The organism is Mesorhizobium sp. M0208 (assembly GCF_040322015.1).
GTDB lineage: Bacteria > Pseudomonadota > Alphaproteobacteria > Rhizobiales > Rhizobiaceae > Mesorhizobium.
On the sequence record NZ_JAMYSP010000029.1, the window covers coordinates 41,922 to 65,395 of the forward strand.

Below are 23,474 nucleotides of genomic sequence, written 5' to 3' on the forward strand. Positions count from 1 at the left end.
ACGAACATGGGTTGCTAGCTCAACTGGTTCGAAGGCAAAACCGCCGCGGCCGGCACGGACTGCAGATACCGCGACAGGGCATCCACCTGCCTGGTGACCGACATCGAGACGAGACTGAAGCCCGGCGCGAAAGCACCGGTGCGAAACACGTACTGCTCGCGGCGCCGGATGAGTTTCCATTTCGCCGTCCGTGTCAGGAATTCGTGCATCAGCAGCGGCTGTCTTTCTCCCGATATCAGCTGATAGAGGAAATAGAACAGGTTCAGCGTGCCGGCCTGGTAGCTCGGCCTCGTCTCGGACGGCAGCGCGGCAATCCTTTCTTCCAGCGCGAGGATCCATTCGGCGGCACGGCGAATCGTCTCCATCGACAGGACCTCACCGATGGCGCGGAGGTCCTGCGTCTCTTGTGCGAGCCCTTCGCGCTCTAGGTTCTCGGCGACGATCTTCAAATGCGTCCTGCGCATTTCGCGCTTGTGCCTGTTGGTCACGCTGTCGTCATGGATACGATAGGCGATGAGGCTTTCGGGGATCATTGCTGCCGGGTAGCGATCGGTCAGCCGCCTGAACAGGTCGAAATCCTCGGCGTGCTTGTAGCTCTCGTCATAAAATAGAACGCCGTCTTCGATGACCTTCCGGTTATAAACGACCGTTGAATGCATGAAGATCGTGAAGAACATCGACAATATGCGCAGGCTATTGTCCTGGAATATCGGATCGGGCGCCCCCCTGACGATGCGGTTGCCGAGCAAGGTGTCGAAGCTTGCGCCGCATAGAGCGAGGTCAGGCTGCTGGTCGAACAGTGCTACCTGCCGCGACAGGCGTTGGGGATAGGCGATGTCGTCGGCATCCATCCTGGCGACCAGATCGCCGCGGGCCATGGCCAGGCCTTCATTCAGCGTTGCGATCAGGCCACGGTTTTCGCGGGAGACGATCGAGATGCGGCTGTCGGCCTGGCGGTATTTCCGCAGGATCTGCAGCGAGTTGTCGGTCGAGCCGTCATCGATGGCGATGACCTCAAGATGCTTGTAATCCTGGCGCAGGGTGCTGCCCAGCGCAGCTGCCAGATAAGGTCCCGCGTTGTAGATCGGCAGCAGAACGGAGACTAAGGGAGCAGCCATGATCAGCCCCGATCGGTTCGTTGCAGCTTGCGTGGCAAGCGTGAGGGGCGATCAGGCGGTCCACCCAGATATGCTCCGGCCGCAAGCCATCCGGCATTGCCCACGTCGATGCCTGCTGGGGCGGCGCCTGGGCCTCTTCGAGCAACATAGGGGAAGTGGCGCTTGAAGCTGTTGAGTGGCTTCTCGAAAAGCAGCCACGAGACCGAAGCCAGCATGAGCGTTGCCGTTCCCGCCAACAGGAACCGCCCCGGCCCTTGCTCGGAGACGTTGAGCGGGATCCACGGCTGTGATTTGACGACCAGCGCCAGCACTATGGGATGGTAGAGATAGACGCCGTAGCTGATGCGGCCAAAACCGAGCAGCGGCGGCAGTTCGAGAAGTTTTCCGGCGCGCCCGCCAATGCCCCTCGAACAGCTTGCAACGATGACCACCAGCGGCGCGACAGGCAGGATCTGCAACAGCAGCCAGAGGCCCCATTCCTGCACCGGATTTGCAGGCGTCGGCGCAAACCACTGCAGAACGAAAAACGCCGCAGCGAGCCCCGGCCAGCCAACTCGAAGCCATTGCGGCAAGCCAGCAGCTCTTGACCGGTAGGCGGCGAGCAGCGCGCCTGACGCCAGTGCATCCATAGACGCCGGCGGCAGCAGGTCGCGCGCCAGGCTGGGCGTTCCCGCGATCGGCCAATAAAAGCGATAGGCCAGCGACAGCGCGATAACGCCGATGCAGATCGATTCCAGGCGCCGGCGCGGCGCCAGCAGGATGATCAGCGGCCAGGCGATGTAGAACTGCTCCTCGATGCTCAGGCTCCAGAAATGGCAGAGCAGCCAGGGCGTCCATTCATTCTGCGATGCGTACCAGAAGTTCGACAGATAGAGCGCATGCCAGGCCAGCGACCCTCTGGACTGCTCCAGGTCCACCAGCCAGACGAAACCCAGCACGGCGAAATAAGGCGGGAATATCCGCAGCGCCCGCCTGATATAGAAGGATTTCAGCGCCGGTCCGGTTTCGAATTCGGCGGCCGCTCTGGCTTCCAGCAGCAGTCGCGTGATCAGAAAGCCGCTCAGCACGAAAAACAGGCGCACGCCAATATGGCCCCAGAACGAGGATCCTCCGGCCGCGAAGAAGTGGGCGTACAGCACCATCGTCACGGCGATGGCCCTCAGCGCGTCCAATTGGGTGTCGCGCGCATTTCCCATTAGCGGCGTACGCCGGCGGGACGGCGAAACTGCCAATCGGTCAACATGGCGGCGTCGTTCACGGCGCATTTCCAATCGGTAGCGCCCCCCTCACCCAGAATAGGGCCACCATTGTGCAACGCAACACAAAAAGTTGACACATTTGAAACAGGAACGTGAGACGCTACTAATAAAGCACAAGAAACAGCAGGAACCAGCCCGAATTGTCCATTTTTGACGATTTTCACACCCTGCCTTGGCCGACCAATTTCGGCGGCAGGGGTGCTGCGATGCAACATGCTCGCCGCCGCCGCGAAGCTCGTCCGCTCGATCGCCGCCGGCAGCACCGGCGTCATCCTCGTCGCGCATGATCTCTCCACGGTGCGGGCGCTGGCCGACAGGATCGTGGTCCTCAGCCTCGGACGCGTGGCCTATGATGGATCCCCCAGGCACCTGAGCGCCGACCAGCTGTGGGACCTCATAGCGAGCGGCACCCTCGCATCCGCCGGGCCAATAGGAAGGCGTGTTGAAGGAGGGGCTGCTTCGCGGGACCCACTCACGCGCAAGCTTCCCGCCTCCGGGTTACGCCTCCTTGCTCGCGTTCGCGAGCGCCACTGTGCGACGCTCCGGCAGCCCCATTCCGACGAGCGCACCGGCGAGCGAGAGCAGAGCGGAGACGTCGATTGCCGAGGTGAAGCCATCACTGAACGCATCGGTGGACGCGAAGCTTCCGGTCCCGGCGAACACCGCACCGGCGATCGCGATCCCAGATACGCCGCCAAGAAAGCGGAACGTGTTGAACGTGCCGGCAGCCTTGCCGACCTCCGGCCGCGCAACCGCATTGAGCACCGCGTTCTGCGCGGCAGGCATGGCCATCGATACGCCTGCGCCGGTAATGATCAGCGGCGCGACGAGCTGGATGTAGGGCAAATCAGGTGCTGCGATCTGCGCCAGCCAGGCCATTCCGGCCGCTTGCAGGATCAATCCGGCCACCACAAGCCAGCGCTCACCGACGCGGTTGATCAGGCTGCCGGCGATCGGTGCGACCACAAAAAGCGTGGCGGTCCAGGGCAGCAATCCCATGCCGGCGCCGAGCGGCCCACGGCTCTGGGAAAACTGCAGAAACTGCGGCAACAGGAATACGAGGCCGTACATGGCGGCGCAGAGCAGGAAGTTCGCACCTACGCCCGAGGAGAATGCGCGCGCCCGGAAAAACCGCAAAGGCAGCATGGGCTCACGGGTACGCAACTGCCAAAGGACGAATGCGATGGCGAGAAGCAGCCCGGCCGTCAGCGCCGACAGCACTTCAGAGCTGCTCCAGCCCACGATGTTGCCGCGCATCAGACCCCAGACCACTCCAAATGCCGCCGCAGTTACCAGGACGACGCCGAGGACATCGATTGCCGTGCCCGGCCCGTGACTCTCCGGAATCCGACGCAGCACCAGCGGGATGAGAACGATGCCGACCGGAACATTGAGCCAGAAGATCCAGTGCCAGGAGAGGCCTTCGGAGATCGCACCGCCGGCCATCGGACCGATGATCAGGGCCAGGCCGGTGATGCTGCTGAAGATACCCAGCGCCTTGCCTCGTTCCTCCGGAGGAAAAGCGACGCTCAGCAGCGCCATGGCCAGCGGCATGACCATTGCGGCACCCGCGCCCTGAACCGCGCGGGCCGCAATCAGCAATCCGGCATTTCCAGCGAGCGCGCAGGCAACCGACGCTGCGACGAACAGCGCCAATCCGGCGATGAAGATGCGGCGGCGGCCGAACCTGTCACCGAGCGCCGCCCCGGTCATAAGCAGGACGGCAAAACTCAAATTGTAGGCGTTCATCGTCCATTGCAGCGTCTCCAGCGAGGCATCGAGTTCGACCCGCATCGTGCTCAATGCGGTCGCCACGACCATCGCATCGAGAACGACCATCAAGGAGCCTATCGACGTGAGGGCGAGAACCCAGACCTTCGTTGACCCCGCACTTTGCTTGCTCATGATTATGACGCCTCAGGCTTGAACAGATGGCCCGCCAGTCTCGCGGGCCCGTGATCCAGTGACGCGGAGGCACCACCAAAGGATTCCAGCTAAAGAAAGTTTTTTTCGACCGAATCCTTTTGCCATCGTCGAGCGTCTATAGGACGCTGCCCGCGATGGCGGGCGCCCTGCCTGGGAGATACGCATGAAATCGACGCTTGTGCGATGACCGGATCCGCAATCGGCACGCCAGAAGGACGGGAGCCATTTGACCGGCTGCTCGGCGAATTGCGGCCGAAACTGCACCGTTACTGCGCCCGCATGACCGGTTCGGTGATCGATGCCGAGGATGTCGTTCAGGAAGCTACGGTCAAGGCGCTCGAGGCGTTCCCCGGGAGCGGGCCGATAGCCAATGTCGAGGGCTGGCTGTTCCGCATCGCGCACAATGCCGCGCTCGACCACCTGCGCCGTCGCGCCAGGGCGGATGCCGCGCATGCCGTCGAGGATATCGATATGATACCTGACCCCGGCATGTCGGCCGAGGGCCGACACACTGCAGCCGCAAGCCTGCAGACCTTCATGCGGCTGCCCGCGGCGCAGCGTAGCAGCGTCATCCTGATGGATGTGCTCGGCTATACGATCGAAGAGATCGGCAACATTATCGACAGCAGCGTTCCAGCGGTAAAAGCCGCACTGCATCGCGGCCGTCTGCGCCTGCGCGAGGTCGCCGGCGAGCCTGACGACCGGCCTGTGCCGGTGTTGGCCGAGCCCGAACGAGTGCGTCTGGCAGCCTATGTAGAGCGGTTCAACGCCCGCGACTTCGATACGATCCGCGACATGCTGGCCGAGGACGTGCGGCTTGACCTCGTCAACCGGCTCCGGGCGAGCGGCCGCGCGAAAGTGGGCCGATACTTCCACAATTACGCGGGTATCCACGATTGGCAACTGCTTCCAGGCCTGGTCGATCGGCACCCAGCCATTCTTGTGATCGATCCGGATGACCCGGCCGGAGGGGCAAAATACTTTATCCTGCTGGAATGGGCGGGCGACAGATTGGCGAGAATTCGCGATTTCCGCTATGCGCGCTACACGCTTGATGGCGCCGAGGTGGTGGCCCTGCAAGCATAGCAATTCTCTTTCAGAATATCGAACCGAGCACGAGCCAGCCCGCTTCCTTGGAAACGCACCAGCTATTTTGGATCGCGGCCGCTTGCCATCCAAGCGGCCGCCCTTTTCCGCCGATCCTGCTTTAAGCCGGTTGCAACTCCCTGCGCGGCAGCGGCGGGAAGGCGATCGCAATCGCCATCGCGCCAAGCCCGACAAGGGCCGAGCCGATGAACAGCCAGGAATAGCTGGCATAGGCATCGAACACCATGCCGCCGGCGAGCGGGCCGAAAGCCATGCCGAGGCTGGACAGCATGGTTACGGCACCGAACACCGTGCCGAGGATGCGCTGGCCAAAATATTCGCGCGCCAGCACCGCATAGAGCGGCATGACGCCGCCATAGGTGGCGCCGAAGATGATGGCCAGCGTGTAGAATTGACCAAGCTCGCTGACCGCCAGATAGGCGGCGATAACCACGGCCTGTATGGCCAGCCCGGTGATCAGCACCGGCTTAACGCCAAGCCGGTCGGCGAGCACGCCGTAAAGCAGCCGGCCACCCAGCCCTGCCAGGCCCTCGATGCTGTAGATGCTGACCGCTGCCATCGGCGCGATGCCGCACAGCATCGCATAGCTCACCATATGGAAGATCGGCCCGGAATGGGCCGCGCAGCAGGCAAAGAAGGTCAGTCCCAACACGATGAATTGCGGCGAGCGCAGCGCCTGCGGAACGGCCATGCCGGCACCCTCGGCGGCAACGCTTGGGGCAGCGTCGTCGGCCGCGGGTTTGGGCGGCTGGCGCACCAGAAGCGCGGCCGGCAGTAGCAGCACCCACGCGGTTATGCCGATGTCGAACATCGCGGTGCGCCAGTCGTAGGCCGAAATCAGCCAGCGCGCGAAGGGCGAGATGGTCATTGGCGCCACGCCCATGCCGGCCGAGACCAGCGAGACGGCGAGGCTGCGGTTCGTTTCGAACCAGGCGGAGGTCAGCGCGATCATCGGCGCGAAGAAGGCGCTTGCCGCGAGGCCGACGAGCACGCCGTAGGCCAACTGGAAAACGAGCAGCGAACCGGTGCGGCTGGCCAGCACCAGCGCCAGGCCGAGCAGCACGGCGCCGGTCATGACGACGATGCGGGCGCCGAAGCGGTCGTAAATGGCGCCCCAGGCGAAGCCGCCGAGGCCCATTACCAGGAAGTTCAGCGTCATCGCGCTCGATATGCCGGCGCGCGACCATTGTGTGTCGAGCGCCATCGGTTCGAGGAAGATCGCCAGTGAGAACATCGCCCCGAGAGCGACACAGGTCATCAGCGCGCCAGCCGCGACGATAACCCAACGATAGGGAAGGCTCATTTCAATTTTCTCCCATGCCGGAAGCGTTGATACGGCACGACTTTTTCGAGCTTCGCCGAGCCGCTTGCGTCCGAAGGACGTTGGAGATGTTTTGAATCCGACAATCCGGTTGCATTTTTTATCCAGTCAGAAAATTGCGCCGCTCAACTGCTCCAATGCATTGACCGTGCATCGTCCCGAGCTAGATTTCCAGCCTGGCCATCAGGAGCTATCGGGTATGGAACTTCATCGCGGCCGTCTCATCGACCACCTCCACCTGGTGGTCAGGGATCTCAAGGCCAGCCGCCGCTTCTACGAGGCTGTTCTCAACGTGCTCGACATACCGATCGGTGGCGCCGGCGATGATTATTTTTGGGCCGACGAACTGTTCATTTCCAGCCCCGACAGCCCGGCGGCCCTGGGAAAGCTGACCGGGCGCCATCACCTTGCCTTCCAGGCAAAGGACCGTGCGATGGTCGAAGCCTTCTACAAGGCCGGGCTTGAGGCCGGCGGCACCGACAATGGTGCGCCGGGCGAGCGATCCTACCATCCCGGCTATTACGCCGCCTTCCTGCTCGATCCCGACGGCAACAATATCGAGGCCGTCCACCACGGCCCGGCCAAACGCAGCGCCGATTCAGTGAAGATCACCTTCTAGCTTCCGGTAAAGGTGGTTCGCACCGGCCGGCACGGTTGGTCTCTGCCAAACCTGGGTGCTTGCGTCAGACCGCGTCTGCCCTATCGCGTCAGCGCCGCCATCTGGCTCGCCAGGAAGTCGACGAAGAGCCGTGCCCGGACCGGTAGCTGCCGCCCGTAGGCATGGACGATATGCACCGGCATGGTCGGCATTGCCACCTCGGGCAGGATACGGACCAAGCGGCCCGCGTCGAGATCGCCCTGCACCGCAAACCGCATCAGATGCGCTATTCCAGCACCGGCAAGTGCTGCATTGCGGATGGCGCCGCCATCATCGGTATCGAGCCGCCCATCCGGCACGATCATCGTACCGTCGGCAAAGGTGACCGGATAAGGCCGGCCGGCCATCTGGTAGCGGATGAAGTCATGGTTCGCCAGATCCTCGACTGATGCCGGACGGCCGCGCCGCTCGACATACGCCGGCGAGGCCACCAGCACGATCGGCAGATTGGCGATCTTGCGGGCAACCAGCCCCGTGTCCGACAGCGCCCCCATGCGCACGGCAACGTCATAGCCTTCGCGGATCAGATCGGCGTGCCGAACGGTGACGCTGAGCTCGACTTTCACTTCGCCATGCTGCGCAAGGAACGCCTGCGCCCATGTCGCGATCAGGCCGCGCCCGAGCTCGACCGGCGCTGTGACGCGCAGCAGGCCGCGCGCCGTATCGGCCACCTGGACGATGTCTTCGGCATCGTCCAGCGCCCTGAGCAGCGGCGCCACCCGCTCGTAGTAGGCGAGGCCTTCGCTGGTGAGCCCGAGCCGACGCGTCGAGCGCTGGATCAGCCTGACCCCGAGCCGCCGCTCGAGCCGTGCCACGCTTTTCGACACCGCCGATGGGCTCGAGCCAACCAACCGGCTGGCGGCATGGAATGAGCCGGCATCGACGGTTCGGACGAAGGCGACGAGACCGGCGGTCTTTTCGAGAATGGTGGTCATTCCAGAATTCTAGGCACGAAAGAATGGATCATTATGATCCTAATACGCTTTTTGATCATCATTAAATACCGCTCATCGTCGACAAAGGAGAGATTGATGAGCAAGCTGAACGGCAAGGTCGCCATCGTCACCGGCGCGTCCAAGGGTATCGGCGCCGCCATTGCCAAGGGTCTTGCCACGGCCGGTGCCGCGGTGGTCGTCAACTACGCCTCGTCACGGGAAGGCGCCGACCGTGTCGTCGCGGAGGTCGAGGACCGTGGCGGCCGCGCCGTCGCCGTCCAGGGCGACGTATCGCAATCGGCCGACGTGCGCCGCCTGTTTGAGGCGGCGAAGTCGGAGTTCGGCGGGCTCGACATATTGGTCAACAATGCCGGCGTCTTCGCATTCGAGCCGCTGGAAGCGGTGACGGAGGCCGAGTTCCACCGTGAGTTCGACACCAATGTGCTGGGCATCATTCTGACCACGCAAGCAGCAGTGAGCCATTTTGGCCCGAGCGGCGGCAGCATCATCAACATAAGCTCGGTCGCCAGCCGCAATCCGCAGCCGAACTCGCTCGTCTATGCCGCCACCAAGGGCGCGGTGGACACGATCACGCTGTCGATGTCGCGGGAACTCGGCGCCCGCAATATCCGCGTCAACGCCATTGCGCCCGGCGGCGTCGACACCGAAGGCCTCGAGCGTATCGGCATCGTCGGCAGCGACTTCGAAAAACAGATCGTCACCATGACCCCGCTCGGCCGTTTCGGTCGGCCCGACGACGTCGCTCGCGTCGCGGTGTTCCTCGCCTCCGACGAAGCGTCATGGCTGACCGGCGAGCGCATCACCGCCTCGGGCGGCTGGCGATAGATATGGAGGGCGCGGACCTGCCGTTTTACGGACCATGCCCCCGCAGCGTGACATCGAGGAACACCGCAATCGATGACGACGGGGATCCAAGCCCTATGTTTCTCAGCAAGGGAGGAGCGCCGTGCGCTATCGATGACCGCTAGATGCCAAGGAGGTAACGGATGACGGGCGACGAAAAAGCAATCCGAAGGCTGGTCGAGACGTGGATGGATGCGAGCAAGCGTGGTGACATTGCGACCGTGCTCAGCTTGATGACGGACGACGCGATCTTCATGGTTCCCGGCCGGGAACCCTTCGACAAGGAGATCTTCGCGGCAGCCGCGCGGGAGACGGCCGGCGTTCGTATCGACGGCACCAGCGATATCGTGGAATTACAGCTTCTCGGCAATTGGGCCTTCATCCGCAGCCGCATCGACATGACGGCGACTCCGCCGAATGGCGAGCCGGTCCATCGATCGGGATATGCACTGACGCTGCTGCGCAAGGAGGCAGACGGTGAGTGGCGGCTCGCGCGCGACGCGAACCTGCTGACTGCGCAAGGCTAGCGCCGGTCTCCGACATCCTGCACCGGAAGGCGGGCAAAGGGAGAGCGGCCAAGGGGGACCGATAAGATGGCGAGGATGCGATGCAAGCCGCCCTGAACAAGTGTTCCTCCTCTACCTGATCACACGGGCAAGAGGGCGTTCTGCTTGACATCGGCGATGGAGGCGAAAGTGTGCGTTTCGCGCACACCCGGCAGCGGCAGGATGACCCGCTGCAGGAAGTCCTGGAACACCGCCATATCGGCGATCCGCGCCTTGACCAGATAGTCGAAGCCGCCAACCACCATATGGCACTCCAGAACCTCCGGGGCTTTCGCCACGGCTTCGGCAAAACGGTCAAAGACATGCGGCGCCGTGTGGTCAAGCCGGACCTCTATGAACACCAGCGTTCCCCGGCCGACCTTGCGCGGATCGAGCACGGCTCTGACCGCGGTGATGAACCCGTCGCGGAACAGGCGCTTCACCCGCTGGCTGGTTCCGGTCGGCGACAGCCCGATACGCCCGGCCAGATCAAGCGTCGTTCGGCGCCCGTCCTCCTGCAGCAGCCGGAGCAAGCTGCGGTCTATCTGGTCGAGGTCGTCCATTTCACAATCCACTCTATCTCAGGGATTTATGTGTTGATTTCACGCAGAGATGCCAAAATCAACGTATTTCATCACATGAAACCTCGCAATAGCTTGCACTTCCCTCACCCACGCGAAGCAAACGGGGTGAGCCGATTTCGACGAACAAAGGGAGTGCAGGATGACCAAGGAAGCGTTCAGTCCAGCCGGCAAGAGTGCGGCGGAAATCAGCAAGGGAGCGACCGAGATCCTGGTGCTGAGCGAAGCCGACGTGATGGCGTGCATCGACCTCAGCCAGCTTCTCGATGTTCTGGAAGACGGCTTCAAGGCGCTGTCACAAGGTAAGGTTGTCAATCCACCCCGGCCACAGCTCGACATCCCCGGAGCCGGCTACAGCCTCGCCATGCCGGCCTGGATGGAAGGCATGAACCTGACCGTCAAGACCGTCAATGTCTTCGAAGGCAACTTGGCCAAGAACCTGCCCAGCCACCTCGCCACCATCAGCCTGTTCGATCCGCTGTCCGGCCTGCCGGTCTGCATCATGGACGGCACTTTCATAACGGCGGTGCGAACCTCCGGCTCCGCTGTGCTGTCGGTGCGCGCGCTTGCCCGCCGGGATGCCAGGATAGCGACAGTGGTCGGCGCCGGCGTGCAGGCCAACCAGCATCTCCATTTGTTGCCGCTGGTGCGGGACTTTACCGAAATCCGCGTCGCTTCGAAGAGCTTCGACGATGCGGCAGCGCTTGCCCGGCTGCACCCGTCGGTGGTGGCGGTCGCCGACCTCGAGGCGGCAGTGCGCAGTTCCGACGTGGTGTGCCTGGCGACCCACTCCTATCAGCCGGTGATCGACGCAGGCTGGGTCCAGCCGGGCACGCATGTCTCGTCGGTCGGGGTGGCGCCGCCCCGCGGTGAAATGCCGATCGAGCTCATCGCCAAATCCAGTCTTTTTGTCGAAACCAAGGATGCATTCAAACCGACCCCGGTCGGTTCCTGCGAGCTTGCCGGCTTCGACCCGGATTTCGGCACCGAGCTTGGCGCCATGCTACTCGACCGCGCGCCGGGCCGCGTTTCGGATCAGCAGATCACCACCTACAAGGCGATGGGCATTGCGATGGAAGACATGGTCGCCGCCGACCTGGCCTATTGCTGCGCCCGGCGTCTGCGCAAGGGAAAGCTCGTCGTGCTGTAGGCGCGTGCCGCCTCACGCAGGCTCGCGCTTCAATGCCTGTGCCATGCAGTGGATGCCGCCGCCGGTCTTCGAGATTTCGCTCATGTCGATGGCGGCCACCTCGAAGCCGCGCGCTTTGAGCTGGCCGATCAGCGTCTGGCTCGAAGTCGGCGCGATCACCCTGTCCTTGCCCAGCGACATGAAGTTGCAGCCGAGCGCCATCGTGTCCTGGAACGGCACGTCGATAATCTCGTGGCCCTTGCCCTTCAGCCAGTCGACGATGCCGGGCTCCGTACAGGCAAGGCAGACGGCCGTCAGCTTTTCCGCAATCGGCACCACCATCAGGTCGATATGGACGTAATATTCGTCGATGAAGGCGATGCGGGTCTCCCAGCCCTCCTTGTCGAACCAGGCCTGCACCTGGCGCGCGCCCTCCTCCTGCGTGCGGGCGCCGCCGCAGCCGATCAGCACCACGCCATCCTCGATGACATTGAAGTCGCCGCCTTCGAAGGTGCCGGCGGTGACCATGTCGTAGATCGGGATGCCGAGCTTCTCATAGGTGCGGATCGCCGCGTAGTTCTCGCCGCGCCGCCACCACTGGGCCATCGCGGTGATGATGGCGCCGTAGGGCGTCATGACGCTGGAATCGCGCGAATAGACCTGCATCGGCAGCTCCGGCGTCGGCTCGTGCCAGTGGATGTTGACGCCGAAATGCTCATAGGCGGCGGCCAGGTCCTTGTGCTGTGCCTGCGCGATCTGGAGGTTGCAAGGCGCCTCGCGCAGATGTTTTCGCGACAGCGAGCTGGTCGAGAGATGACGCAGGAAATTCGGCGAGCCGAGCAGCACGTCGGTCAGCACGTCGGTCTCGTTGGCGAAGCCCCAGGCGGTCAACGGCTTGGTGCCGCCCACCGGGTTGCGGCGCTGCAGCGAAAACGGCTCGGCGACGATGCGGTCATGGACGGTCATGAGTTTCTCCTCGTGATGGGGGCGGCTGGTTGATCATGCGGCTTGGTTGCTTGGTATCCACCAATCCCGTCCGCGCGGGGTGGTGATGTATTCCGGCCAGCGAAATCCGATCGGCGGATCGTAGTCGCAGAGCGGGGCGATCCAGTTCGAGCCGCCGATGCCACCGCCGGTTCGGGCGACGAATTCGTCCATCGCCGCGTCGCGCGCAGCCTCGTCTTCCAACAAGCGAAGTGCCGCGAGCGCAATGGTCTTTGCTGCGCAGATGACCATCGGGTCGATGGTGGCAGAAATGCCGCCCAGCGCATTCATCGCCCAGCCCGGATAGGCGTGACCATTCTCCGAGCGCAGTGCCGGGCGGGCGACATAGAACCGCGCCGTTGGCGTATGCCACGACATGTCCGTGTAGTCGTCGGAGGTCGAATTGAGCTGCGATGGCGGCAGGTCGCGACGCAGCAGCGCCTCTGCATCCTGCGGCGCAATCAGCCGCTCCAGCTCGGCGATGAACGGTTCGTCGCTCGCCTCGCCGCCGGCATTGACCTGGATTTCGCGGGCGATCGCCTTGGCCGTCTCGTCCCAGCGCGGCGGCCCGACCGCCGCCAGCGCGTCGAAGGCAATGCCGGCCATGACGTGATTGGCCAGCCCCGGCCGCGACTTCGACACCCAGTGCCGCTCATGGCGGCAGCCGCTTATCCTGGCTGCGGCTTCCGCATTGCGGTCGAGCATGGCGGTGACCTGCTCGGCCATAGCAAGCGTCGGCACGCGGATCATGTACTGGATCTCGGCCAGCCCGGCCGGCAGATTGTCGGCGGTCGCCTGGCCCGCCGTCAGGATCGCCTCGCTGATCGACCAGCCGCCCTGATGCGGCAGCATGGAATCGCGCAGCGCCTTGGACGCCATGTACATCATCATGAGCGCGTCGTTGGCGCCGGGCGCCCTGACCGCCGAATGCGCCTGCGGGATGGGTGCTGCGGTGCCCGCCGCCCTCGCCCAATGTTCCGGCTCGTCACAGATGAAGCGGTGGATCATCGCATAGGCCGCACCGCAATGCGTGTCCCAGCGCGCCGTGTTGCAGAGCGGCAGCATGTAGAAAGGATGGAAGGAGATCATACCCGCCAGCCCATCGTAATAGCCCTTCGCGGCATGGATCGGCTTTGACCCGCGCACCTTCTCCGCCGGCTCGCCGGTGAAGCGCAGCGTGCCTGATATGCCGTGGCGCTGCATTGCTGCCTTGGTCGCCAAAAGGCCGCCGAGGCTGGCAATGCCGAGGCCGGAATGCGGATCGGTGTGGCCGCCCGCCTGTTCGCCGAGGCCGGGACGCGGTCGCTTCACCGTTGCCGCGTCCTGGCAATTGCCCGGCACCGCGTCGTATTCGGCGTACATGCCGATCGTCGGGCCGGTCCCGTTGATCCAATGGGCGCAGAAGGCCGTTGGCATACCGCCGGAGCCTTCCTCGACCGAAAAGCCTTCGTGCTTCAACTGCTCCACATACCAGGCGGCCGACTGGTATTCGCGCCAGGCGGTCTCGCCGAAGTCGAAGATGGTCCGCGTCCACGCCGACAGGGACGGCTGGATGTCGTCCAGACAGGCAAGCGCGGTCGCTTGTGCCGAGGTCACCGGTTTCTCCATGGCGGAAAGAAAGCAGTGAAGCGCCCCACCAAAAAGTGATATGTTTTCCCGGCTCATGCAAATTCGGTTCACCTCTTGAGAATTCCCTCGACGCAGGCGCTGCGCGCCCTCGACAGTTTTGCCCGCCACGGCAGCGTCTGGCGCGCCGCCGACGAACTGCATCTGACCCGCAGTGCGGTGAGCCATCAATTGCGCCTGCTCGAACGCGATCTCGGCTTCGATCTGCTCGAACGCATCGGCAAGGGCGTGGCGCTCACGCCGCGTGGCCAGCGCTATGCCAGCGACGTGCGCAAGGCGCTGACGGTGTTGGGTGACGCGGTGACGCGCCATGCCGGCACCGGCGTCGGCGGTTCGTTCAGCGTCAGTTGCACCCCTGGCTTCGCCTCGCTTTTCCTGTGCACTCACATTGGCGAATTCCGGCAGATGTATCCAGATGTCGCGCTCCGCATCCTGACGCCGCGCCGCCTCGATGACGTCAGCAATGCCGAGGCCGACGCCTTCATCGCCTTTGGCGTCGGCAACTGGCCGAACCGCGCGGTCGAGCTGTTGTGCGAAATCTCGTTCACGCCGCTGTGCAGCCCGACGCTGCTCAACAAGATCGGCGGCTTCTCCAAGCCGGCAGACGTGCTGCGCGCCAATCTCCTGCATCTCGGTGACACCGAGGACTGGGCGCGTTGGCTGGCGCTGTCCAAGGTCGAGAACCCCGACCCGGAAGGCGGCATCTTCTTTTCCGACATGAACCTGGTCTTTTCGGCGGCGATCGCCGGCCAGGGCATCGCCATGGGCGACGAACTGACCAGCGGCCGGGCACTGAGCGAAGGCCGGCTGGTGCGCCCCTTCGACATAGCGATCAATTCCCCGCGCTCGTATTTTCTGGTCTCGGAACATGCCAAGGCGGCGCATCCGGTGCTGGAGGCGTTTGGGCGGTGGCTGAGGTCGAAGCTGTCGGAGAACCAGCGTTAATCTCCCCCCTTGAGGGGGAGATGGCCGCGAAGCGGCCAGAGGGGGTCGCTTGGCTGGGCTCGGCCCGGTCTGATTTTCGAAGAAAGAGGAAGTTGGCGCTTCACGCGAGACGCCCCCCTTCGTCGCCTTCGGCGAAATCTCCCCAAGATTGGCGCATAGATGAATCAAATTTGCCGATCAGGCGAAAACTATTCGGTTGCGGTAAGCCGCCGCCCTGCCTACGATTTCGCCTACGCTAAGGAAAGGGCAGGATGCAGCAACCCGGCCGGGCCGCAGAGATCAAGGCAATCGGGATCGGCAAGAGCTTCGGCTCGTTCCGTGCGCTGGACGATCTGACGCTCGATATCGGCCGTGGTGAGTTCCTTACCCTGCTCGGCCCCTCCGGTTCCGGCAAGACCACCTTCCTGATGATCCTTGCCGGCTTCATTCAGCCGACCGACGGTCGCCTTTACAGCGACGGCGTCGATATCACCGAGCGGCCGGCCGAGCAGCGCGCCGCCGGCATGGTTTTCCAAGGCTACGCACTGTTCCCGCATATGTCGGTCGAGGCCAATATCGCCTTCCCACTCAAGGTACGCAAGAAATCGGCGGCCGAGATCAAGCGCCGCGTCGGCGAAATGATCGAGCGCGTCGGGCTCAAGGGCCACGAAAAGAAACTGCCGTCGCAATTGTCCGGTGGGCAGCAGCAGCGGGTGGCGCTGGCGCGGGCGCTGGTCTTCGAGCCGGGCGTGCTTTTGCTTGACGAGCCGTTTTCGGCGCTCGACAAGGGCCTGCGCGGCCAGATGCAGGCCGAGATGAAGCGGCTGCACCAGGAGACCGGCACCACCTTCGTCTTCGTCACCCATGACCAGAGCGAGGCGCTGGCTTTGTCGTCTCGCGTCGCCATCTTCAACCATGGCAAATTGCTGCAGGTCGGCGCGCCCGACGAGGTCTACGACCGGCCCGACAACCGCTTCGTCGCCGAGTTCCTGGGTGAGATCAACATGCTGCCGTTGAAGGGCGTGCGCCCGGCCGACAATGGCTCGACCGGCCTCTGCGAAGACCGCGCGATCAGCATGCGCTGCAAGGCCGAGAAGGTCCGTGGCGACGCCATCCTGGCGATCCGGCCCGAATACATGTCGATCGCACGCGAGGCGGCAGCGGGCGAGAACGGTATTGCCGCGACTGCCGTCGCCTCGACCTATCTCGGCGCTGCGACGCGGCTCGATCTGACGACGCACCAAGGCGCCAAGGTCACGGTCTCGGTGCCGAACGAGGTTGCCGCTTCCGCGCTCAGCAAGGGCAATTCCGTGTGGCTGACTTGGCCGGCGGAGAAAGGCTTCCTCCTTCCGGACGGAGGACAATGACGATCGGCGTGGCGAATTCGCCAAGCTGACTTTCAGGAAACACCAACAACAAAAAAGGGGAACTGACATGACAAATCAAACCAAGAAAAATTCCATCGAGGCGCTGTCCGCCAGGGCAGTGCGCGGCGAGATTTCGCGCCGGCAGTTCACGCAACTGGCCGCACTGGTGCTGGCCGGCACGCCGATGCTGCTACGCTCGACCGGCGCCTTTGCCGCGGCTAAGGAACTGGTGCTGGTCAACTGGGGCGGCGACGCCATCACCGCCTACGACGCAGCTTATGGCCAAGCCTTCACCAAGGAGACCGGCATCACCGTCAAGATGGACGGCTCCGGCCCGACCGAAGGCGCGATCGCGGCGCAGTTCAAGAGCGGCGCGCCGACCTGGGACCTGGTCGACGTCGATCCGTTCTCGGCCATCACGCTCGGCGCGCAAGGCATGCTCGAGCCGATCGATTATTCGATCGTCGACAAGAAGAAGATGCGGCCGGGATTCGGCTGGGAATACGCGGCCTCGACCTATTTCTTCTCCTATGTCATCGCCTACGATGCCGAGAAATACGGCAGTCAGGCACCGACCGGCATGGCCGACTTCTTCGACGTGGCAAAATTCCCCGGCAAGCGCTCGCTCTACAAATGGGGCGTGTCGAGCTGGGAAGCGGCACTGCTTGCCGACGGCATCGCGCCGGCCTCGCTCTATCCGCTCGACCTCAAGCGCGCGCATGACAAGATCGCTGCCTTCAAGGAGAACGTCGTAGCCTATTGGGGTGGCGGCGCCGAAAGCCAGAGCGTGCTGCTCAATGGCGAGGCCTCGATGGCGATCGTCTGGTCGACCCGGGCTTCGCTCATCGAGCAGGATTCCGGCGGCAAGATCAAGTTCATCTGGGACCAGGGCCTGATCTCGCCCGGCGCGCTCGCCGTGCTCAAGGGCAATCCCGGCGGCAAGGACGCGGCGATGAAGTTCATCGCCAGCACCCAGGACCCGGAGAAGGAACTCATCATGTTCGACAAGCTCGGCCAAGGTCCGGCCAACCCGGCCGCCGACGCGCTGATCCCCGCCGACAAGAAGCGAATCAACCCCGTCGATCCCGAGAACATGAAAAAGCAGATCCCGCTCGACATGGATTGGTACGCCAAGAACTACGGGGCAGCACTCGACGAATACACGAAGATCATCTCCGCCTGACAAGCCGGGATAGCCAGGGGCGAGATGAGAGCACACCTCTCCGACAGGATGGGCGCGGCGCTGCTGATGGCGCCGCTGCTCCTCTTTCTTGTGCTGGCTTACGCCTGGCCATTCCTCGGCGTGGTCAAATGGAGCTTCACCCTGCCTACGCCGGGGCTGGGGCAGTACAATGCGCTGCTCACGGATCAGCTGGTGCAGTCGGTCTTCATCCGCACACTGCGCATCGCCGCGATCGTCACCATCGTTTCGGTTGCCGCCGCCTACGCCATTACCGTTGTCTGGGTGCGCGGCACGCCGGTGCAGCGCGTCGTGGCCGAGTTCTGCATCCTGGTGCCGTTCTGGATCTCGGTGCTGACGCGCGCCTTCGGCTGGGTGGCGCTTTTGTCCAATCGCGGCCTGATCAACACTTGGCTGCAGGCGGTCGGCTTCATCTCGGAGCCGCTGGCTCTGGTGCGCAACGAGTTCGGCGTTATCGTCGGCATGACGCATTTCCTCATCCCCTTCGCGGTGTTTCCACTGGCCTCTTCGATGCGAAGCCTCGACGACCGTGTGCTGCTGGCGGCGCGCGGCCTCGGCTCCAGCCGCATGCGCACCTTCTGGTCGGTGTTCGTGCCGATGACCCGCTCCGGCATCATCGGCTCGGCGCTGATCGTCTTCGTCTTTTCGCTCGGCTTCTTCGTCACGCCGGCGATTCTCGGCGGCGGCCGCAGCGTGATGATCGCCGAGCTGATCTATCTCCGCATCTTCCAGAGCCCGGACTGGGGCCTGGGTGCGGCGATCAGCGTGGTGCTGGTGCTGTTCGTCGGCGCGCTGATGGCGCTGCTTTTCCGCTATATCAGGCCGAAGCAGTTGGTGTAGCGCGATGCCGACCTACCGCCCCGGTCCCGTCTCGCTGATCCTCGCCGCCCTGGTCGCGCTATTCCTGCTGTTGCCGTTGCTCGCCGTGATCCCGGTGTCGCTGACGCCGAGCCGCATGCTGGCGATGCCGTCGGGCGAACTGTCGCTGCGCCATTACCAGGCGCTGATCGAGGATCCGCGCTGGATCAATGCGATCCTGCTCTCGATCAGGATCGGCATAGTCAGCAGCGCCTTTTCCACGGTGCTGGCGCTGGGCTTCAGCCTCGGCGTCTGGATGTTCCAGCCGCGCTTCACCGCCGCTCTCGTCGGCTTCGTGCTGCTGCCGATGGTAGTGCCGCCGGTGGTGTCGGCAATCACGCTCTATTTCCTGCTGACCTCGATCTCGGGGTTCTCGTCGTTCTTCGGCTATGACACCTGGCTGGGTGTCGCGATGGCGCATGCGGTGATGACGGTGCCCTTCGCCACGGTGCTGATCCTGGTGTCGCTCAGCCAGCTCGACCGCCGCATCGACCTCGCCGCCCGCGGCCTCGGCGCGACCGTATGGGAGCGCGCCACCCGCATCATCATGCCCAATATCAAGTTCGGCATCGTCACCGCAGCACTGCTCTCCTTCGTGCTGTCCTGGGAAGAGATCGGCGTCACCCTGTTCATCACCTCGGTCAACGCCATCACGCTGCCGCGGCTAATGTGGATGGGCCTGCGCGACAACATCGACCCGGCGATCGCAGCGCTCTCGGTGATCCTGATCGTCATCACCGTGCTGGTGCTTGTGGCGCGCAGCGTCGTGGTCAGGCTGCGCGCGGCGCAGTAGACGCGCCTCACGCCGTGGTGACTGGCGCAAATGAAACCTTGCGCTACGATTTTCGTTATAGGTAGTTCAACACGTCGAAGGCTTCGCCATGAACCAAGGATGGTTTTCCAAGCCGGTTGCGGTTGCGGTCGGCATCGTGGGAGATATCCGCAACATTTCCAATGCACGGCAGGCTGTCGAATTGCTGGAAGCCCACTGGCGCGACGCCGGCAGCGCCAAACACGGCTTGGCACTGCGCACATGCCGCCGCGCCATGAGCGACGATCGCTGGACCGAAGCCGCCAGGGACGCGTTCATCGAGGCCGCGCGGGAGGCGCATGTCCTGGTCGAGCGAGCCGTCGAACCGCAGGACCGGTCCAGGCAGGCGGGACCGTGATCGATTTATGAGAGCCTCGGTGGTTCGGCCGATCTATTGCATCTCAGGCAGCATGCAGCCTTGGAATGGCGCTGACGTCGACCTCGCGCTCCGCGTGCCACGCATCGTAAGCGGCCTGCATCCTGAGCCAGATCGCGGCGCCGTCGCCGAACATCTTTCCAAGGCGCGCCGCAACAGCCGGCGACACCGGCTTCTTTTCGCGGATGATGTCGTAAAGCTGCTGGCGCGAGATTCCGAGCAGATTGGCGATTTCCACCTTGGTCTTGCCGGTTGCCGGGATAATGTCGTCGAGCAACGCCCCGGGGTGGGATGGGCAGCGCTCCATCGGATGCATCGGCTCATACACGCTCATAATCGATTTCTCCAATCTAAGCCGTCTCAATGGTACTGTTCGAAATCGACGCGGACAGCATCATTGGCGTCGAATTCAAATGTGATGCACCACGGCCCGTTGACATGCACCGTGTAGCGGGTCGGGCTGAAGCCCTTTAATGCGTGGAAGTCGAAGCCGGGCAGGTCCATGTCGTCAGGTCTTGCCGTGACTTCCAAACGGTCAAGCCGGACAAGGATGCGCTTATGCATCTTGGCGTCGATCTTTCCGGTCTTTCCGGTTTGAAAGAGGTCCGCCAGCGCCTTGTGCTCGAACGACTTGATCATGCAGCATGTAAGCATATCGCTTACACGGGTCAAGCAGGTGTAAGCAAATGATTTACGGAATGGTCCGAGCCCATCGAAGGCAATAATACGCCCGCTGGACGCTGGGCCGGGCCAGCCGAATACCTGGCGGACCGATGTCACGGCATTATCCGCTAACCCATCGCCTGGCGGATTCTCTTGGACAGGCGGCTCAAAAATGCCGGTCTCGACGACGCATCAAGCTTCCACGACAGGACTGCGGTCGCCATTTTCCGCGGCAGCACCCCGACCGACAGGAACCAGGCGGCAAGGATGGCGCGCCGCCGCAGCGATGCGGTCATTTCAAGGCTGGCGACGGCGCCGGCCGCCCCGAGCGGCAGCCGGGAATCGTCGGCCACGGGGTGTCGGTCTCGGTCCGCGCAAAGCGACGCCAGCCGCTCTTCCAGGTGGACCGGATCGTGGCGGACAGCATCCGACGGCACGATGGTCAGGCCGATCCCGGAGGCCTGGTCCGACAGGGCCTGCATGCGGCGGAAATCGTGGGTCACCCGCCAGCGTGCCCGCTCGGCGAGCTTTTCACCGAAGACCGAATGATTGGCGCCGTGGATCCGGTAGGCGCCGAGGCATTCGTCGATGGACTGGACGTGCCCGTACATCGGCGCCAGCGTTGCCAGATAGCCGTCGGCGCCCTGGCGGAACTCCGGCTCCGGTATCGGCATGATCGATTCGAGCGTTGCGCGGTCAAAGGCGAGCCCGCTGGTCACGGTGGTCTGGTAGCGACCCTTGTGCAGGAGTTTCGGCATGACGTCGCCGCTGTCGAAAGGCAGTTCGGGCGGCGGAAAGACATCCTTGATGCGTTGCCCCTCGTCGACGATATGCAGTCTGGACTGGACCTGAGCGGTTGCCTCGTCCCAGGTGTCGACAATGGTGGAGACGGCGGTTGGATAAAGATAATCGTCGGCGTCGAGGAACAGGACGATCTTGCCCGAGCTCGCAGCGAAGCCGGTGTTGAATGCCGCCGCGTGTCCGCCATTTTGCGCTCGCGGGCATGCGAGGATCTCGTCGTGATACGATTCCATGATCGTCGTGGAATTGTCCTGCGATGCATCGTCGACGACGATGACCTCGACATCCGCGTAGTCCTGCTCGAGAGCGCTGTCGATGCTGCGTTTGAGGAACCGCGCATAGTTGTAGTTCGGGATGATGATGGATACCGGAAGCCGGTTTTGGACAGACTGCATCGCGTTTGACCTCGCATCTTGCTTTGGTTCGGCAAAAGCCCTCATGGGCTCGCCCTTCTTCAAGCGCCCCTCTTGACGCGCGACGAGTTCCCCGGAGGAGAAAGCTTGCGCTTTCCACGAGGAGACGGTCACGTTTCGCTTTGCGACTTCGTATTGAGGCCGCCATTGCCTTCAAGGGCTGCTGCCATGCGCAGAGGGTCGGCGGCAGCAAAAGCTCCGACGTTCGGCCAAGGTGATGTCGCAGCCGAGCCCGACGGAAATGTCTCGCCTCGCGATCAGGTCGGGAGCGAAGCGGACGGGTGCCCTGAAGACATGGCGGATAGTGGCCTGCAAATGCGGCTGGAACAAGCCCCGCGTCGAAAACAGGGCCACTTCAGGTTGCGTTTCAGGCGGCATGCCGCGACCGCCGGCGCTTTTGCCCCGGAGCCGGCGAACCGCCTCCGGGGCTTATGGTCATGTGGCCTAAACAGTCAGGCGGCCTGCAAACCCGGCAGCGACAGGTCGACTTCCTCCGGTAAGTCGCCGGCCATGGCGGCGGCGAACTTCGTCTGATCGAGTTCTCCTTCCCAGCGTGCCACCACGACCGTCGCCACCGCATTGCCGATGAAGTTGGTCAGCGCCCGGCATTCCGACATGAAGCGGTCGACGCCGAGGATCAGCGCCATGCCGGCGACCGGCACGGTGGGGACGACCGAAAGCGTCGCCGCCAGGGTGATGAAGCCGGCGCCGGTGATGCCGGCGGCACCCTTGGAGCTCAGCATGGCGACGGCGAGCAGCAGGATCTGGTCGCCGTAGGTGAGTGGCGTGTCGGTCGCCTGTGCGATGAACAGCGCGGCCAGCGTCATATAGATGTTGGTGCCGTCCAGATTGAAGGAATAGCCGGTCGGGATGACCAGGCCGACCACCGAGCGGTTGCAGCCGGCGCGCTCCATCTTGGCCATGAGGCCCGGCAATGCCGCTTCCGAGGACGAGGTGCCGAGCACCAGCAGCAGCTCCTCTTTGATGTAGCGGATCAGCGCCAGGATCGAGAAGCCGTTGTAGCGGGCAACCGCGCCGAGCACCACCAGCACGAACAGCAACGCGGTCAGGTAGAATGTGCCGATCAGCATGGCCAGGTTGGCGATCGAGCCGATGCCGTATTTGCCGATGGTGAAGGCCATGGCGCCAAACGCGCCGATCGGCGCGGCCTTCATCAGGATGGCGACGAGGCGGAAGATCGGCGTGGTCAGCGCCTGCAGGAAATCGACGACCGGACGGCCGCGATCGCCGACCAGCGCCAGGGCGACACCGAACAGCACCGAGAAGAACAGCACCTGCAAAATGTCGCCTTGCGCGAAGGCGCCGGTGATGGTGTCGGGGATGATGTTCATGAGGAAGCCGACGATGGTCGTGTCGTGCGCCTTCTCGGCATAGGCCGTCACCTTGGCGGTATCGAGCGTGGCCGGATTGATGTGCATGCCGGCGCCGGGCTGGACGACATTGGAGACGACCAGGCCGACGACCAGCGCCAGCGTCGAGAACACCAGGAAATAGATCATCGCCTTGCCGGCGACGCGGCCGACCTTCTGCAGGTCGGAAACACCGGCGATACCGGTCGCCACGGTCAGGAAGATCACCGGCGCGATCACCATCTTCACCAGCTTGATGAAGGCGTCGCCGAACGGCTTCATCGCCTCGCCGGTTTCGGGATAGAAATGGCCGAGCAGCACGCCGGCGGCGATCGCCGCGAGCACCTGCACATAAAGATGCCGGTATAAGGGAAGTTTGCCGCGCGGCTCGGCGGCAGCGATTGCTGTCTGCATGACGTCCTCCATGGCGCCCCGATCGAAAGCTCGACTCCCCGGGGCAGTTGTTTTGACCAGCAGCCTCGCGACTGCCGAATTCGTGTTTGCAACAGCCGTGCCAGATACGCAGAAGAGTTATTCATCATTGATTTTGTTGAGCATTCACAAACGGCCGCACTGCCGGACGCATGGTCAAGTGCGACTCTCCGCATAGGTCGAATTGTGTTTTGTGCGAGTTCAT

General features: G+C 63.5%; 24 protein-coding genes. 11 read left to right on the top strand and 13 right to left on the bottom strand.

The annotated features are described in order from the left end of the window. Positions 1–14: 14 nt before the first annotated feature. The 4 genes from NKJ17_RS24485 to NKJ17_RS24500 form a co-directional block, all read right to left on the bottom strand. Positions 15–1,118 (bottom strand): glycosyltransferase family 2 protein, encoded by a 1,104-nt coding sequence (locus tag NKJ17_RS24485; RefSeq protein WP_352690342.1) that lies wholly within the window; start codon positions 1,116–1,118, stop codon positions 15–17. Positions 1,119–1,120: 2 nt separating this feature from the next. Further along, positions 1,121–2,314: an acyltransferase family protein gene (locus NKJ17_RS24490; protein ID WP_352690345.1), complete on the bottom strand. Its 1,194-nt coding sequence runs from the start codon at positions 2,312–2,314 to the stop codon at positions 1,121–1,123. Further along, on the bottom strand, positions 2,314–2,649 hold the full coding sequence (locus tag NKJ17_RS24495) for a hypothetical protein (RefSeq protein WP_352690348.1): 336 nt from the start codon (positions 2,647–2,649) through the stop codon (positions 2,314–2,316). Before NKJ17_RS24495 ends, NKJ17_RS24490 begins: the two co-directional genes overlap by 1 nt. A 226-nt stretch (positions 2,650–2,875) precedes the next feature. Then, positions 2,876–4,282, bottom strand: a complete 1,407-nt coding sequence (locus tag NKJ17_RS24500) for a DHA2 family efflux MFS transporter permease subunit (protein WP_352690351.1) — start codon at positions 4,280–4,282, stop codon at positions 2,876–2,878. A 204-nt stretch (positions 4,283–4,486) separates the two neighbouring features. Between NKJ17_RS24500 and NKJ17_RS24505 the strand changes: the two genes are divergently transcribed. Next, positions 4,487–5,389 (top strand): sigma-70 family RNA polymerase sigma factor, encoded by a 903-nt coding sequence (locus tag NKJ17_RS24505; RefSeq protein WP_352507136.1) that lies wholly within the window; start codon positions 4,487–4,489, stop codon positions 5,387–5,389. Positions 5,390–5,510: 121 nt separating this feature from the next. Here the strand turns inward: NKJ17_RS24505 and NKJ17_RS24510 are convergent, their stop codons facing one another. Beyond that, on the bottom strand, positions 5,511–6,713 hold the full coding sequence (locus NKJ17_RS24510) for an MFS transporter (protein ID WP_352507135.1): 1,203 nt from the start codon (positions 6,711–6,713) through the stop codon (positions 5,511–5,513). A 217-nt stretch (positions 6,714–6,930) separates the two neighbouring features. Here NKJ17_RS24510 and NKJ17_RS24515 point away from each other — a divergent pair, with 217 nt between their 5' ends. Continuing rightward, the gene (locus NKJ17_RS24515; RefSeq protein WP_254819430.1) at positions 6,931–7,350 is read left to right on the top strand and encodes a VOC family protein; all 420 of its coding nucleotides are present in this window, start codon (positions 6,931–6,933) and stop codon (positions 7,348–7,350) included. Between the two features lie 80 nt (positions 7,351–7,430). Here NKJ17_RS24515 and NKJ17_RS24520 read toward each other — a convergent pair whose 3' ends face one another. Beyond that, positions 7,431–8,324, bottom strand: a complete 894-nt coding sequence (locus tag NKJ17_RS24520) for a LysR family transcriptional regulator (protein ID WP_352690355.1) — start codon at positions 8,322–8,324, stop codon at positions 7,431–7,433. A gap of 96 nt (positions 8,325–8,420) precedes the next feature. Here NKJ17_RS24520 and NKJ17_RS24525 point away from each other — a divergent pair, with 96 nt between their 5' ends. Together NKJ17_RS24525 and NKJ17_RS24530 are read left to right on the top strand one after the other, a co-directional pair. Beyond that, on the top strand, positions 8,421–9,170 hold the full coding sequence (locus NKJ17_RS24525) for an SDR family NAD(P)-dependent oxidoreductase (RefSeq protein WP_352507134.1): 750 nt from the start codon (positions 8,421–8,423) through the stop codon (positions 9,168–9,170). 161 nt (positions 9,171–9,331) lie between these two features. Further along, the gene (locus NKJ17_RS24530) at positions 9,332–9,715 is read left to right on the top strand and encodes a YybH family protein (RefSeq protein WP_352507133.1); all 384 of its coding nucleotides are present in this window, start codon (positions 9,332–9,334) and stop codon (positions 9,713–9,715) included. Positions 9,716–9,834: 119 nt separating this feature from the next. Here the strand turns inward: NKJ17_RS24530 and NKJ17_RS24535 are convergent, their stop codons facing one another. Then, on the bottom strand, positions 9,835–10,296 hold the full coding sequence (locus tag NKJ17_RS24535; RefSeq protein ID WP_352690359.1) for an Lrp/AsnC family transcriptional regulator: 462 nt from the start codon (positions 10,294–10,296) through the stop codon (positions 9,835–9,837). Positions 10,297–10,456: 160 nt separating this feature from the next. Between NKJ17_RS24535 and NKJ17_RS24540 the strand changes: the two genes are divergently transcribed. Beyond that, positions 10,457–11,464, top strand: a complete 1,008-nt coding sequence (locus NKJ17_RS24540) for an ornithine cyclodeaminase family protein (RefSeq protein ID WP_352690362.1) — start codon at positions 10,457–10,459, stop codon at positions 11,462–11,464. Positions 11,465–11,476: 12 nt separating this feature from the next. Here NKJ17_RS24540 and NKJ17_RS24545 read toward each other — a convergent pair whose 3' ends face one another. Beyond that, on the bottom strand, positions 11,477–12,409 hold the full coding sequence (locus tag NKJ17_RS24545) for a dimethylarginine dimethylaminohydrolase family protein (protein ID WP_352507131.1): 933 nt from the start codon (positions 12,407–12,409) through the stop codon (positions 11,477–11,479). A gap of 33 nt (positions 12,410–12,442) precedes the next feature. Continuing rightward, entirely contained in the window at positions 12,443–14,035 is a 1,593-nt protein-coding gene (locus NKJ17_RS24550; protein WP_352507178.1) for a zinc-binding metallopeptidase family protein, read from the bottom strand. A gap of 75 nt (positions 14,036–14,110) precedes the next feature. On the opposite strand from NKJ17_RS24550, the gene NKJ17_RS24555 reads away from it, so the two are divergent. The 6 genes from NKJ17_RS24555 to NKJ17_RS24580 all read left to right on the top strand — a co-directional run bounded on the left by NKJ17_RS24555 (position 14,111) and on the right by NKJ17_RS24580 (position 19,572). After that, complete coding sequence (locus NKJ17_RS24555; RefSeq protein WP_254819437.1) at positions 14,111–14,998, top strand: LysR substrate-binding domain-containing protein; 888 nt, start codon at positions 14,111–14,113, stop codon at positions 14,996–14,998. Between the two features lie 251 nt (positions 14,999–15,249). Further along, positions 15,250–16,344: an ABC transporter ATP-binding protein gene (locus NKJ17_RS24560; RefSeq protein WP_352507130.1), complete on the top strand. Its 1,095-nt coding sequence runs from the start codon at positions 15,250–15,252 to the stop codon at positions 16,342–16,344. A 67-nt stretch (positions 16,345–16,411) separates the two neighbouring features. After that, positions 16,412–17,527, top strand: coding sequence for an ABC transporter substrate-binding protein (locus NKJ17_RS24565; protein WP_352507129.1), 1,116 nt, complete (start codon positions 16,412–16,414; stop codon positions 17,525–17,527). A gap of 24 nt (positions 17,528–17,551) precedes the next feature. Further along, a complete protein-coding gene (locus NKJ17_RS24570; RefSeq protein ID WP_352507128.1) occupies positions 17,552–18,385 on the top strand; it encodes an ABC transporter permease in 834 nt (277 codons plus the stop codon). Between the two features lie 4 nt (positions 18,386–18,389). Further along, positions 18,390–19,196, top strand: coding sequence for an ABC transporter permease (locus NKJ17_RS24575; RefSeq protein WP_352507127.1), 807 nt, complete (start codon positions 18,390–18,392; stop codon positions 19,194–19,196). 88 nt (positions 19,197–19,284) lie between these two features. Continuing rightward, positions 19,285–19,572 carry a DUF982 domain-containing protein gene (locus NKJ17_RS24580; RefSeq protein WP_352475640.1) on the top strand — a complete coding sequence of 96 codons (288 nt, stop codon included), beginning with the start codon at positions 19,285–19,287 and terminating at the stop codon, positions 19,570–19,572. 43 nt (positions 19,573–19,615) lie between these two features. Here the strand turns inward: NKJ17_RS24580 and NKJ17_RS24585 are convergent, their stop codons facing one another. From NKJ17_RS24585 to NKJ17_RS24600, 4 genes are all read right to left on the bottom strand, one after another. Further along, on the bottom strand, positions 19,616–19,924 hold the full coding sequence (locus tag NKJ17_RS24585) for a HigA family addiction module antitoxin (protein ID WP_352507126.1): 309 nt from the start codon (positions 19,922–19,924) through the stop codon (positions 19,616–19,618). Positions 19,925–19,950: 26 nt separating this feature from the next. Further along, positions 19,951–20,229: a type II toxin-antitoxin system RelE/ParE family toxin gene (locus NKJ17_RS24590; RefSeq protein ID WP_352507177.1), complete on the bottom strand. Its 279-nt coding sequence runs from the start codon at positions 20,227–20,229 to the stop codon at positions 19,951–19,953. Positions 20,230–20,381: 152 nt separating this feature from the next. Continuing rightward, positions 20,382–21,449 carry a glycosyltransferase family 2 protein gene (locus tag NKJ17_RS24595; protein ID WP_352690368.1) on the bottom strand — a complete coding sequence of 356 codons (1,068 nt, stop codon included), beginning with the start codon at positions 21,447–21,449 and terminating at the stop codon, positions 20,382–20,384. Positions 21,450–21,919: 470 nt separating this feature from the next. Beyond that, positions 21,920–23,251, bottom strand: coding sequence for a dicarboxylate/amino acid:cation symporter (locus NKJ17_RS24600; protein WP_254819444.1), 1,332 nt, complete (start codon positions 23,249–23,251; stop codon positions 21,920–21,922). Positions 23,252–23,474: the final 223 nt, after the last annotated feature.

Coding starts and splice junctions, on each gene's coding strand:
- NKJ17_RS24515 (WP_254819430.1), top strand. CDS start 6,931: ATGGAACTTCATCGCGGCCGTCTCATCGACCACCTCCACCTGGTGGTC.
- NKJ17_RS24530 (WP_352507133.1), top strand. CDS start 9,332: ATGACGGGCGACGAAAAAGCAATCCGAAGGCTGGTCGAGACGTGGATG.
- NKJ17_RS24560 (WP_352507130.1), top strand. CDS start 15,250: ATGCAGCAACCCGGCCGGGCCGCAGAGATCAAGGCAATCGGGATCGGC.
- NKJ17_RS24535 (WP_352690359.1), bottom strand. CDS start 10,296: ATGGACGACCTCGACCAGATAGACCGCAGCTTGCTCCGGCTGCTGCAG.
- NKJ17_RS24505 (WP_352507136.1), top strand. CDS start 4,487: ATGACCGGATCCGCAATCGGCACGCCAGAAGGACGGGAGCCATTTGAC.
- NKJ17_RS24525 (WP_352507134.1), top strand. CDS start 8,421: ATGAGCAAGCTGAACGGCAAGGTCGCCATCGTCACCGGCGCGTCCAAG.
- NKJ17_RS24545 (WP_352507131.1), bottom strand. CDS start 12,409: ATGACCGTCCATGACCGCATCGTCGCCGAGCCGTTTTCGCTGCAGCGC.
- NKJ17_RS24510 (WP_352507135.1), bottom strand. CDS start 6,713: ATGAGCCTTCCCTATCGTTGGGTTATCGTCGCGGCTGGCGCGCTGATG.
- NKJ17_RS24550 (WP_352507178.1), bottom strand. CDS start 14,035: ATGGAGAAACCGGTGACCTCGGCACAAGCGACCGCGCTTGCCTGTCTG.
- NKJ17_RS24585 (WP_352507126.1), bottom strand. CDS start 19,924: ATGAGCGTGTATGAGCCGATGCATCCGATGGAGCGCTGCCCATCCCAC.
- NKJ17_RS24580 (WP_352475640.1), top strand. CDS start 19,285: ATGAACCAAGGATGGTTTTCCAAGCCGGTTGCGGTTGCGGTCGGCATC.
- NKJ17_RS24575 (WP_352507127.1), top strand. CDS start 18,390: ATGCCGACCTACCGCCCCGGTCCCGTCTCGCTGATCCTCGCCGCCCTG.
- NKJ17_RS24600 (WP_254819444.1), bottom strand. CDS start 23,251: ATGCAGACAGCAATCGCTGCCGCCGAGCCGCGCGGCAAACTTCCCTTA.
- NKJ17_RS24485 (WP_352690342.1), bottom strand. CDS start 1,118: ATGGCTGCTCCCTTAGTCTCCGTTCTGCTGCCGATCTACAACGCGGGA.
- NKJ17_RS24495 (WP_352690348.1), bottom strand. CDS start 2,649: ATGACGCCGGTGCTGCCGGCGGCGATCGAGCGGACGAGCTTCGCGGCG.
- NKJ17_RS24540 (WP_352690362.1), top strand. CDS start 10,457: ATGACCAAGGAAGCGTTCAGTCCAGCCGGCAAGAGTGCGGCGGAAATC.
- NKJ17_RS24500 (WP_352690351.1), bottom strand. CDS start 4,282: ATGAGCAAGCAAAGTGCGGGGTCAACGAAGGTCTGGGTTCTCGCCCTC.
- NKJ17_RS24520 (WP_352690355.1), bottom strand. CDS start 8,324: ATGACCACCATTCTCGAAAAGACCGCCGGTCTCGTCGCCTTCGTCCGA.
- NKJ17_RS24565 (WP_352507129.1), top strand. CDS start 16,412: ATGACAAATCAAACCAAGAAAAATTCCATCGAGGCGCTGTCCGCCAGG.
- NKJ17_RS24595 (WP_352690368.1), bottom strand. CDS start 21,449: ATGCAGTCTGTCCAAAACCGGCTTCCGGTATCCATCATCATCCCGAAC.
- NKJ17_RS24590 (WP_352507177.1), bottom strand. CDS start 20,229: ATGATCAAGTCGTTCGAGCACAAGGCGCTGGCGGACCTCTTTCAAACC.
- NKJ17_RS24570 (WP_352507128.1), top strand. CDS start 17,552: ATGAGAGCACACCTCTCCGACAGGATGGGCGCGGCGCTGCTGATGGCG.
- NKJ17_RS24490 (WP_352690345.1), bottom strand. CDS start 2,314: ATGGGAAATGCGCGCGACACCCAATTGGACGCGCTGAGGGCCATCGCC.